The following is a 10905-nucleotide window of genomic DNA, read 5'->3' as shown; positions in this document are numbered from 1 at the left end:
TCACGGCTCATTTTCCCCTGTTCCATGTGCTGCCGTACTATCCTGCCGGTGATCAGCGGGGGATGCAATGACAGAGAGCGCGGATGCGGTACGCCGGCACTACGAGCCGGAAGCGAGCGAAGCAACGATGCTCGAGCAGGTGCGGCAGACGCTCGCGTCGTTCGGTCACAAGGACGGCGCACCGGTTTCTCCCACAGCGGCGCAACTCGCAACGCTCGATCAGTTCCACGTGCGTGGGCTGGCTGCGACCAGGGAGCTGGCCGAGATGGCCGGGGTGACGCGAGAGATGCGCGTGCTCGACGCGGGATCGGGGCTGGGCGGCCCGTCGCGGTTCCTGGCAGAGACCTACGGCTGCCATGTCACGGGCGTCGACCTGACACCGGCATTCGTCGCGGGCGCAAGCCTGATTACAGAGCGGGTGGGGCTGGCGGAGCAGGTGCAGTACCAGATCGGCGACCTGCTCGCACTTCCCTTCCCGGACGCGCACTTCGACCTGGTGTGGACGCAGCACGTGGTCATGAACATCCGCGACCGCGCTAGCCTCTACCGTGAGTTACGGCGCGTGCTCAAGCCGGGCGGGCACTTTGCGTTCTACGACATTCTTGCCGGACCGAATACGTCACCACTGGTGTTTCCTTTACCATGGGCGGCTTCCGAAGCGACGAGCTTTCTGCTGACACCCGAGGCGACGCGGCAAGTCTATGAGCAGAGCGGCCTGGCAGTGCGGCAATGGAGCGATGAGACCCCAAAGGTCGCTGCCTCCATGGCACAGATGACGCCCAACGCACCGAACGCGAATGTCACGGTGCTGCCCGGCGTAGACCGGGCAGCCTTCCTGAAGGCAGTCGCCAATGTCGGCCTCAACCTTCGCGAGGGCCGGCTGTGCTTCGCGATGGGAGTGTGCGAAGCGGGGTAGACAGCGGCAGCAAACGATCGCAGCACGCCAACTAGGCTCGGAGCAGTCCGTCCTCTGTCAACAACGTGAGCACACGCTGACGGATGGCTTCACGGATCTCGCGCACTGCTTCGATCGATTGATCGCGCGGGTCGGTCAGGGGCCAGTCTTCGAGACGCAACCCGGGGACGAAGGGACACTCTTCACCGCAGCCGAGCGTGATGAGTATAGCGGCCTGCTCCGCGAGCGCGGGCGTCAGCTTCTGTGGGAGCTGCGCTGCAAGCTCGATGCCGAGCTCGCGCATGACGTCAACCACGACGGGATGCACTTGCTCGGCAGGGTGCGTTCCCGCGGAGATCGCTCGCGCACGCATCGAATCGGCGAGTTGATTGAAGAACGCGGCTGCCATCTGCGAACGACCGGCGTTGTGCACGCAGGCGAAGAGGTACATCCGCAGCTCGCTCAAGAGCAGCAACCCGGCCCACAGCAGGGGGCGGCTGACGGCCTTTCGCGCATGGCCGTTCCATCGGGCTTCAGCGCGTAGACGCGGACGCTGGCCGCGGCCTGATTAACGTCGTAAGCAGCCAGCAGCGCCGCAAGATCTTCGTGCACCGTAGTGGCCGCAGGCGCGCAGCACGCAGCGCCATCGCCGGACGGAGCGCAGCACGCGGCCTGACCCTCGACTTTGGCGTAGGCATTCAGATCAGAGCCGCTGTCGACGATCTCGACCGAGGCAAAGCCGGCGGCGAGCAGTCCATCGCGATACTGCCCGATCGGGATCGCACCCGCGATGCAACCAACATACGCGGCAAGACTGTTTGCAAGTGCGGCCGGCAACTCCGCCTTGAGCGCGATGTCGCTGACGGCGAGGCGGCCGCCAGGCCGGAGCACGCGGAAGATCTCGCGGAAGGCTGCCGGCTTGTCGGGCACGAGGTTGAGGACGCAGTTGCTGATGACGCAATCGACCGAGGCATCCGCAAGCGGCAGCGCGTCAATGGTGGCGTGGTGGAACTCGACATTGGTGTAGCCACCGGTCGCGGCATTGGCACGCGCGCGCTCGATCATCGCCTCGGTCATGTCGATGCCGATCGCGCGGCCCGTCGGACCAACGCGCTGCGCAGCGAGAAAGACATCGAGACCGCCGCCCGAGCCGAGATCGACGACGACCTCACCCGCGCGCAGATGCGCGGTCGCCGTGGGATTGCCGCAGGAGAGGCCGAGGTTCGCGCCGGTCGGAATGGAGGTGAGCTCCTCCGGCGTGTAGCCGAAGGCGGCAGCGACGGCCTCAATACCGGCGTGCTGGCCGGAGAGATCACTGGCGGCAATGGCTCCGTACTTCGACCGGACCGCTTCAAGAATCGGCTCGGACATGGCGACAACCCTCAATACATCTGTTTCAGCGAATGTATCCTTGCCCGTTCGCATCTGTCAATGCGAATATGACAGCCATGCCGAAGAGTCGCCAGTTCGACCTGGAGCGCTTCTTCCAAGCGCTGGGCGATGGCACGCGCCTGCGCCTGCTGCACCTGATGGGCGAGCAGGAGATCTGCGTCTGCTACTTCGTCGAGGTGCTCCGCCAGCCGCAGCCGAAGATCTCGCGGCATCTTGCCTATCTGCGAAGCGCAGGCATCGTCGCAGCGCGGCGCGAGGGCCGATGGATGCACTACCGGTGCGTGACACCGCCGCATGCTGGAGCGCAGCGCATCCTTTTAGCGACGCTGGCTGCGCTCGAGCAGGAGCCGTCCATGCAAGCCGACCGCCGCCGGCTGGCGAAAGCCTGCTGCGCGCCCCAGCGGAGCGCCGCGCTCGAAGGCGCGCCACTGCCCGCGGCTGCGCAGCAATGAGATGGCGTGGCTATTTTGCTGCCAACTGCTGATCCCGATGCGGCGGCCGCGCGGCTGTGCTGCGGGTGTGCTCACTGTAGCCGCAGGCCGCGGGCGGGTTGGTCATCTGCTTCTCGAAGACACGAAAGCTGGCGTTCGCCGGCTGCAGCGTGGCCCAGTACGAGGTGCGGGTGTAGATAGGCTTGTGCTGCTCGATGATCTGGTGATCGAGAATGCGGATGCCGCAGGCGAGATTCCGCTCCGGGTTGAGGATGGTGCGGTTCGGATCGTGTGGCGGCAGCTTCTGGTCGGCCTTCCAGTCGAAGTCGCAGCCGTAGCGCTCGCTGTCGCGGTAGGTGAGTTGCAGAAGCCCCTGCTGGTGGGTGATCTCGCCCGTGACGTCGTCCTTAATGGCGACTTCCGGATCATTGTGCCGGACATTGGTGGTCGGCTTCAGTCCGGCTTCAGCGGCGGCAACGGCCTGGAAGAAGTAGGCCCACCAGGCACGCTTGTCGGTCTCGCTCATGGTGTAGAAGGCCGGGCACCAGCGGCGTACATCGTGCGGCACCTCGTGGCTGAGCAGTTCGTTGGGCAGCGAGCGCTCGATGAACACATCCCACTGCTTGTTCCACGTCGGCTGGCCGAGCTGGGCAGCCTGTTTATCGAGCGGGGTGGAGGGCGCGGGCTTTACCTGCGGGGGCACCGGATCGGCAGTGGGCGGCGGGATCTCGGCGGTGGCGTCTTTGCTGCGGCAGCCAATCGCGGGGATCAGGACGCCGAGAGCCAGGCAGAGCAGAGGGACTACAGACTGTCGTCGCACGAGAATCTCTGATTTCTGCTGCAGCTTCCGGGGGTGTTCGCGTCGTCCGACCGGCGATTGCAGCGGTGCTGGTGCAGCCAGACCTTGTCAGACGCGGCTTTTCCCCAGGGCGTTGCATTGGGTGCGCCCGCCGCGCTAACAGCTTTTGAGGACAGCTCCGCCGCTGCGAGGCTTTCACGATGGCTCGCCACCAGGGCCCGCTGCGCAGGCAAGCTGGCTGGAAGCTGCTGCACGGCAGGCTAGTATGAACGGAGGCAGACAGGCGCTGTCGCGCCCTGCTATTCAGCACGGAATGACCAGGACGGAATGAGCCTACGGGCAAAGATCGAATCAGTGGTGTACGCGGCCGAAGAGCCGGTCACCTTACCTCAGTTGGCCGCGGTGTTTGGGGATGAAGTCCGCGAGCTGCTGGCCGAGAAGGCCCAGGCGCCAGGTCCCAGGGATGAAGCCGTTGCGGCGGATGGCGACGCGCCAGAGGCGATCGGGGGGCCGGACGCCCCAGAGGTGATCCCTGGGCTGGACGCACCAGAGGCCACCGGGGAGCTGGACATGGCGTTGGCAGAGGTTGCTGCGGCAGTCAGCGAGCCGGCGAGCGATGGCGATGGCGCGGCGACCCTCCCGGGCGACACCGACGCGACAATGCCGGCGGAGGCCGTGGCCGAGGCGGCTCCCCCCGGTGCCGAGGCGAGCGAGGCCGAAGCGAAGCGCGCAGTCCGGCAGCAGGAGCGCGCGATTCGCGACTACCTGCGGCAGGAACTCGATGGGCTGATGGCCGAGCTGGCAGCGGCCGATCGTGGGGTGGAGATTCGCGAGATCGCGGGCGGCTACCGGATGGCGACAAAGCCGGAGTATCACGACGCGATCCGCGCCTTCGTAAAGAGCCTAAAACCGCCAATGAAGCTGAGCCTGCAGGCGCTCGAAACGCTGGCCGTCGTGGCCTACAAGCAGCCAGTGACGGCGCCGGAGATCACGGAAATTCGCGGCGTCGAGTCGGGCGGCGTTCTGGGCAGCCTGTTGTCCCGCAAACTGATCGCGACTGCCGGACGCAAGCAGGTGATCGGGCGGCCGATCCTCTACAAGACGACGAAGGAATTTCTGCTGCGCTTCGGGTTGAAGGATTTGAACGAGCTGCCGTCGATGGAGGAGTTCGAGAAGATGGCGGGCGAACTGGCGGAGGCGGAGAGGGTGGAGGAACAGGGGTCAGAGGTCAGGCATCAGGGGTTCGCCGGCGAGGAATCAGGGACCAGGGATCCGGAATCGGAAGAGCAAAGATCCGAGCAAGGAGCCGAGATGGAGACCGAGGCTGACGAGCCGTTCGATCAGACGACCGGACATCCTCTTGCCGCGGAGGTGCCGGCGACAGAGAACGCGGCCCTGATCGACGAGGCAGCAGAGATTGTGGTGGGCGAGGCGCCGACGGGGGCCGAGAACGATGGACAGCCGCCTGCAGATGACACGGCAGACACGCGTGCGCCGGAGGCAGAGTGACCAAGCGGAAGAAAAAGCCCGAAACCGCAACATCGGAGAACCACAGCGAGGCCAGTGGCGGCCAGAAGACCGGCGGGCAAGGGAGTGGAGCCGGGGAGCGCTTGCAGAAGATCATCGCCGCCGCCGGGCTGACCTCACGCCGTAAGGCAGAGGCGCTCATCACGGAAGGCCGGGTGAAGGTGAATGGCCAGATAGTGACGGAGCTGGGCGCCAAGGCCGACGCGGCGAAGGATCACATCCGGGTGGACGGCAAGCTGCTCGAAGGGCCACAGGCACCGCGCTACTACATGCTGAACAAGCCGAAGGGGTACGTCACGACCGTCTCCGACCCGGAGAAGCGGCCGACCGTGATGCGCTTCTTCGAGCGGGTGGGCACGCGCGTGTTTCCCGTGGGCCGGCTGGACTTCCAGAGCGAGGGCCTGCTGCTGATGACTAACGACGGCGCGCTGGCCAATGCCCTGACGCGAGCGGCAGCGCGGGTCGAAAAGACATACCTCGTCAAGGTCAGCGGGCAGCCGACGGAGCGGGCCATCGAGCAGATCCGTAGCGGCATCATGATCGAACGGGGGCGCCCGGGTGAGGGCGCGGGCCGCGTCCTGACTGAGCCGGCAACGATTCGGCTGATGCGGGACGCAGAGAACCCGTGGTACGAAGTGGTGTTGACCGAGGGGCGCAACCGCCAGATTCGCAAGCTGTTTGAAGAGATCGGTCACCACGTGGAGAAGATTCGCCGGGTGGGCTACGGCACGCTGGTGCTGGACGTGGAACCGGGTGAGTGGCGTGAGCTGGATGCGAAGGAAGTCGCGGGGCTCGAGCGCGCCGGGCGTCCGCGCAAGAAGGCGCCGGTACCACCCAAGGCGTTGCGAAAAGTCGAAGAGCGGAACCTGCCGCCGGCAGCCACGAAACGAAAGTTTCGCGGGACTACAAAGAAACGAACCGAGCGTGCGCAGGGCGGCCGCGGCCGCTGAGACCCGTGAGTGGGCCTGCGCATCAGATGGCTACGGGCAACACCGAATCGAGGGACGAAGTGGATCACGAACACAAGGTGGAAACAGCGACGTTTGGAGCAGGATGCTTCTGGGGTGTGGAGGCGCGCTTTCAGCAGGTGCCAGGCGTTCTGGAGACAGCCGTAGGCTACGCGGGCGGAACGGTCGACAACCCGAGCTACAAGGACGTGTGCACCGACCGCACGGGACATGCCGAGGTGGTTGAGCTGAAGTTCGATCCCGAGAAGGTCAGCTACCAGGCGCTGCTGGACCTCTTCTTCGAGCTGCACGACCCGACCCAGGTGAATCGCCAGGGCCCCGACTGGGGTACGCAGTATCGGACCGTCGTGTTCTTCCACTCGGCGGAGCAGGAGCGGACAGCGACGGACACCATCGCCCGCCTGAACGCAAGCAAGCACTACATGCGGCCAATCGCGACGCAGGTGGTGCCCGCGACGACCTTCTGGCGCGCCGAGGACTACCACCAAAAGTATCTGGAGAAGCGCGGCGCGCTCTCGTGTCACATCTAGCAGGGATCGGGGATAAGGATCAGTGAACAAGAGCTTCACTCCCTTGCAATGCAATTCGCGTCAGGCGAGAGAGAGTTTGCAGCCCGTCCCTGATCCCTAGTTGCTCCTTCCAACGCCGTTCACGGCCATCTGATAGCCTTTAGGCCGAGCCACCGTGAACGAGACTGAGGGACAGAGGCAGCGACCGGCCAGAGCGCTGTGGACGCGTTTTCCATCGCTTGGTCTCTCTGTCGAGACCGCAGTCTGCTTCGTCTTCACTGCTTTCTTCCTCTTCTATGGATTAGTGCCGATCTTCGGCGGCGACGGCCTGGGGCTGGTCGGCGCCGATGAACCGCGTTACGCGCAGATTGCGCGCGAGATGCTGGGCCGCCACGACTACATCACCCCCGTGCTGTGGGGCAAAGCATGGCTGGAGAAGCCGGCGCTCTACTACTGGCGCGCGATGTTCTCCTTTCGCGAGTTCGGCGTGCATGACTGGTCAGCGCGCCTGCCCTCGGCCAGCTTCGCGTTCGTGCTGGTCGCGCTGATCTATCTGCACATCCGGCGCTTCCGGCCGGGCGGCCAGCTGGACGCGGCCCTGATCACGGCAAGCTGCGCCGGCATCATCGCGTTCGCGCGCGGCGCCTCGACGGACATGCAGCTCGCGGCGCCCTTCTGCATCGGCATGCTGGGCTGGTATGCCTGGTATGAGACCGACAAGAAGTTCTGGCTGTTCGACCTCTACTTCTTCAATGGCGCGGCCACGCTGGCCAAGGGGCCGGTTGCCCCGTTTCTGGCGCTCGCCATCATCCTGACCTTCATCGCCCTGCGCCGGGAGTGGTCCCTGTTGCGGCGCACGATCTGGTGGCCGGGCGTGGCGCTCTACCTCGCCATGGTGCTGCCCTGGTACATCGCCGTGACCAAGCGCAATCCGCAGTTCCTGCGCGTGTTCTTTCTCGAGCACAATCTCGAGCGCTTCGCCACGAACATCTACGAGCACGAGCAGCCGGGTTGGTTCTACATCATCGTCATGCTGCTGGCGCTGATGCCGTGGACGGTGGTCGCCATGCGAGCGCTGGTCGATGCGGCGATTGAGAGCGGGCGGGAGTGGCGGGCGCGCTGGGCGAAGAACCGCTACGTTAGCCATGCGCGCTGTGGGGATGCGTTTCCTGAGTTCCTGGTGCTGTGGGCACTCTTCCCCGTGGTGTTCTTTTCGCTCTCGCGCTCGAAGCTGCCGGGCTACATCCTGCCCGCAGTGCCGCCGCTCACCATCCTGACGGGCGACTACTTGAACCGGCTGCGGCATGGGGACAAGGGCATCCGGTCTTGGCTGCTGATACTCCATGCCGTGCTTGCCGGGGTAACGGTGTCGCTGGTCCTGATGCTGCCATGGCTGATCGCGCACGCACAGGGGTGGCGCGGGCAACAGGGTTGGCCGCCGCTGCGGCTGATGCTCTCGGCCGCTGTCACCGGGGTGGGAAGCGCCCTGCTGATCCTGGTGGCGGTTGGACGCTGGGGTGTGACCCGGCTGCGCGCGGCCACCATGGTGCCGCTGGTCGTGCTGGTGCTGTTCCTGTTCGGCGTGGGTCCGTTCTTCGGCATCCCGGCGATTGCGCGCACCAAGCGCACGATCCAATTGATCGACCTCACGTATTCGGCCCGCCCCCTGGCCCGGCAGTTGAGCCAGATGACGCCGGGACACGAACCAGTGGCCGTGCTGCGCGTGCGGCGCGATCTCGAATACGGACTGTCGTTTTATCGCAACGAACGAGTGCTGGATTACGACAAGGACGGCGTGCCCCCGCAGGCCCACCTGCTGGTGGTGCGCGACATCGCACAACCAGCGATGGCGACACTGCTGGCGACGCGCTCGTATCATCCACTGTTCGCGTATCCGGCGCAGAAGGTGTCGGTGTACCAGGTGGATGCGCTGGGCACGGATGATCTGCTGAACGCGCCGCGGCGGTAACCACGGCAGAGGCGCGTTTCGGCTTTGCGCCCCTGGGAAGCTTCCGCTTACACTCGCTGGTACCGCGGGGGCCCGGTTTGGCGTCGTTGACGAGAAGCTCGATGGTTCAGCAGGATGTGCTCGACCTGCGCCACTTCCCGGCTGTTTCCTTGCGCGAACTGCTGGGGGAAGAGACCGATCTGTGGCTGGCGCGGCTGCGCTGGGACTACCGCGCCTCGGCCGGCCTGCTGCTGGATTATCTCGACTCGCGCATCCTGCCCGGCTTTGTTGCGACGGAGAATGGTCGCCCTGTCGGTTACGTCTTCTGCGTCTACGAGCAGCACAAGGCCGTGATCGGTGATGTGTTCGCGAGCGCGGGCGCGAAGGAGCCGCAGGTTCGGATCGAGCAGCGGCTGCTGAGCCACACCGTCGAGTTGCTGCAGAACACGCCGGGCACGGCGCGGATCGAAACGCAGCTGCTGCTGCATCCGAGCGGCCAGTTCACTGACCTGTTCCGGCGTGCCCGTTTCGACGTGCATCCGCGGCTGTTCATGGAGCGTACCCTGGCCGGCGTGACGCGCACGCCGCCGGGAGCGCTGCCGGCAGGACTGAGGCTCCGGAGCTGGCGCGAGGGCGACTTCACCGCGGCCGGCCGGCTGATTTCGAATGCCTACCAGGGCCACCTGGACAGCGTCATCAACGACCAGTACCGCACTACGACCGGCTCGCTGCGCTTTCTGCACAACATCGTTCGCTTTCCTGGCTGCGGACAGTTCGACGCAGAGCGATCGCTGGTGTTGACACGCGGCGACACGGATCAGGTTGCGGGCGTGGTGCTGTGCTCACGCGTCAGCGCGGACACCGGCCACGTGACGCAGTTGTGCGTGGAGCCGGCGCTGCGCCGCGGGGGACTGGGTCGGCTGCTGCTCGAGCAGTGCATGGGCGCGCTGGCGGCCGCGGGGCTCACGTATATGTCGCTCACCGTTACGGGGGGCAACGACGAGGCGGTAGGGCTCTACCGCCGGCTCGGATTCAAGCAGCGGCATGAGTTCGACGCGATGGTGTGGCAGAGGTAGCAAGGCAGCTTCTGGCTTCTAGCTTCTAGCTTCTAGCTTCTAGCTTCTAGCTTCTAGCTTCGGATGTCTGGCTAAACTCCTGCAGTCCACGCCCTCCTCACAGCGTGTCATCCTGAGCGAAGCGAAGGAGCTGCTGACAATTCCGTGCTCCCACTTCATTCCTGCGCACTGCATCGATCAACGCGGCGCGCTCTGAAAGGGGGCGCACGGCGTCGGGGCTGGTGGCGCGGTCGAGCATCAGGATGCCGTCGAGGTGATCAATCTCGTGCTGCAACAGTTCGGCGCAGTCGCGTGGCAGATGCGGCCAGGTGTGCTCGCGCCAGTCAGGATCGCGGAAGAGGACCGAGATGCTCGCGTGACGGCGCACGTGGACGATGCGATCCGGAATGCTGAGGCAGTCGTCCCAGAGCTCGAACTGCTCGTCACTGCGGAACGTGATCTCAGGATTGAGCAGCGTGAGGGGGCCGTCGCCCAGGTTCATCACCACGATGCGCAGCAAGAGCCCGACCTGCGGCGCGGCCATCGCGCGGCCGTAGCCTGCGCGGGTGCGGAAGTCCGCCAGTGTCGCGTGCATCGCGGCTACCTGCCCGGCGAGTGTCGAGCTCCACTCGACAACGGGCGCACACGGCGTCTTGAGGCGCGGGTCGCCAAGCGTAAGGATCGGGAGCGGCAGGATGGAGAGCGGCTGAGGCACGCGTGCGTGCTCTATCGATGAACGAGGAACATCAGCCAGCTGGCTGCGATCACCGAGCCGATGAAGAGCACGAAGCAGTAGACACCGTAGCGCACCATCGCGCGGGTGTCGCTGCGCTGCGTGATGCCAAAGACGGTCGACGCGAAGAGCGCAAAGAGCAGCACGGCGGTGAAGTGCGAGGGCGTCAGAGTCACTGCTTGCGTCCGATGCGGAGGTTGTGTGCGTCGACTGCGGCGATCACGTTAAGCAGGCCGGCGACGACGATGAATTTGGTGCCGTAATCGGCGGTGACGACCTGCGCCGGCAACTGCCCCGCTCCGAACAGGCGGCCACCCAGATAGAGGAGACCCGCGCCGAGGTCGCCGAGGAAGCCAAGCACGGTAAGCGGGTCGGCCGTGTTGGCGACGTAGAGCCTGCCCTGCATCAGCAGGCCGAGCACGAACATGAGCGCGATGGAAGCGAAGAGCAGTGCGGCCCGGCCGTAGCGGCGCGTGAGCACGTGGCCTGCACCGGGAATGAGCCAGCCGGCGAGCAGCGCTGCAGAGACGAGCGGCAAGCGCGCGGACTTGGTCCGGTCGGCGGCGGGAACGCTGCGGGTGCCGGCGGTGGTGGTCTTGACCGGAGGAGTGGTGGCCATCGGGGTCTCCGTTGAGTGTACCAGCGGGC

Annotated in this window: 13 protein-coding genes; 7 read left to right on the top strand and 6 right to left on the bottom strand. The window is 65.6% G+C overall.

Going from position 1 to position 10905, the window contains the following annotated elements:
• Positions 1-67 precede the first annotated feature (67 nt).
• Positions 68-916, top strand: a complete 849-nt coding sequence (locus AC5IJH_RS01600; protein WP_491901036.1) for a class I SAM-dependent methyltransferase — start codon at positions 68-70, stop codon at positions 914-916.
• A 31-nt stretch (positions 917-947) separates the two neighbouring features.
• On the opposite strand, the gene AC5IJH_RS01595 is transcribed toward AC5IJH_RS01600, so the two are convergent.
• The gene (locus AC5IJH_RS01595; RefSeq protein WP_491901083.1) at positions 948-1352 is read right to left on the bottom strand and encodes an arsenate reductase ArsC; all 405 of its coding nucleotides are present in this window, start codon (positions 1350-1352) and stop codon (positions 948-950) included.
• A gap of 5 nt (positions 1353-1357) precedes the next feature.
• Positions 1358-2266 carry an arsenite methyltransferase gene (arsM, locus tag AC5IJH_RS01590; protein ID WP_491901035.1) on the bottom strand — a complete coding sequence of 303 codons (909 nt, stop codon included), beginning with the start codon at positions 2264-2266 and terminating at the stop codon, positions 1358-1360.
• 77 nt (positions 2267-2343) lie between these two features.
• Between arsM and AC5IJH_RS01585 the strand changes: the two genes are divergently transcribed.
• Positions 2344-2739, top strand: a complete 396-nt coding sequence (locus tag AC5IJH_RS01585; protein WP_491901034.1) for an ArsR/SmtB family transcription factor — start codon at positions 2344-2346, stop codon at positions 2737-2739.
• A 10-nt stretch (positions 2740-2749) separates the two neighbouring features.
• Here the strand turns inward: AC5IJH_RS01585 and AC5IJH_RS01580 are convergent, their stop codons facing one another.
• On the bottom strand, positions 2750-3538 hold the full coding sequence (locus tag AC5IJH_RS01580; RefSeq protein WP_491901033.1) for a hypothetical protein: 789 nt from the start codon (positions 3536-3538) through the stop codon (positions 2750-2752).
• Positions 3539-3844: 306 nt separating this feature from the next.
• Between AC5IJH_RS01580 and scpB the strand changes: the two genes are divergently transcribed.
• From scpB to AC5IJH_RS01555, 5 genes are all read left to right on the top strand, one after another.
• A complete protein-coding gene (gene scpB, locus AC5IJH_RS01575) occupies positions 3845-5026 on the top strand; it encodes an SMC-Scp complex subunit ScpB (RefSeq protein WP_491901032.1) in 1182 nt (393 codons plus the stop codon).
• On the top strand, positions 5023-5994 hold the full coding sequence (locus AC5IJH_RS01570; RefSeq protein WP_491901031.1) for a pseudouridine synthase: 972 nt from the start codon (positions 5023-5025) through the stop codon (positions 5992-5994). Before scpB ends, AC5IJH_RS01570 begins: the two co-directional genes overlap by 4 nt.
• Positions 5995-6020: 26 nt before the next feature.
• Positions 6021-6542, top strand: coding sequence for a peptide-methionine (S)-S-oxide reductase MsrA (gene msrA / locus AC5IJH_RS01565; protein ID WP_491901030.1), 522 nt, complete (start codon positions 6021-6023; stop codon positions 6540-6542).
• Between the two features lie 154 nt (positions 6543-6696).
• A complete protein-coding gene (locus AC5IJH_RS01560; RefSeq protein WP_491901029.1) occupies positions 6697-8490 on the top strand; it encodes an ArnT family glycosyltransferase in 1794 nt (597 codons plus the stop codon).
• A gap of 101 nt (positions 8491-8591) precedes the next feature.
• On the top strand, positions 8592-9545 hold the full coding sequence (locus AC5IJH_RS01555) for a GNAT family N-acetyltransferase (RefSeq protein ID WP_491901028.1): 954 nt from the start codon (positions 8592-8594) through the stop codon (positions 9543-9545).
• 97 nt (positions 9546-9642) lie between these two features.
• Here the strand turns inward: AC5IJH_RS01555 and AC5IJH_RS01550 are convergent, their stop codons facing one another.
• From AC5IJH_RS01550 to AC5IJH_RS01540, 3 genes are read right to left on the bottom strand one after another with little or no spacing between them, the layout of a single operon-like run.
• Positions 9643-10239, bottom strand: coding sequence for a peptide deformylase (locus tag AC5IJH_RS01550; protein WP_491901027.1), 597 nt, complete (start codon positions 10237-10239; stop codon positions 9643-9645).
• Between the two features lie 11 nt (positions 10240-10250).
• Entirely contained in the window at positions 10251-10433 is a 183-nt protein-coding gene (locus AC5IJH_RS01545) for a hypothetical protein (RefSeq protein ID WP_491901026.1), read from the bottom strand.
• Entirely contained in the window at positions 10430-10876 is a 447-nt protein-coding gene (locus AC5IJH_RS01540) for a DUF6677 family protein (protein ID WP_491901025.1), read from the bottom strand. Before AC5IJH_RS01540 ends, AC5IJH_RS01545 begins: the two co-directional genes overlap by 4 nt.
• Positions 10877-10905: the final 29 nt, after the last annotated feature.

This window comes from Candidatus Dedyshia acidiphila, assembly GCF_051025295.1.
Lineage (GTDB): Bacteria > Acidobacteriota > Terriglobia > Terriglobales > Acidobacteriaceae > KBS-83.
The sequence above is the reverse complement of the archived record's forward strand: the minus strand, read 5'-3'. Positions and strand labels throughout refer to the sequence as shown.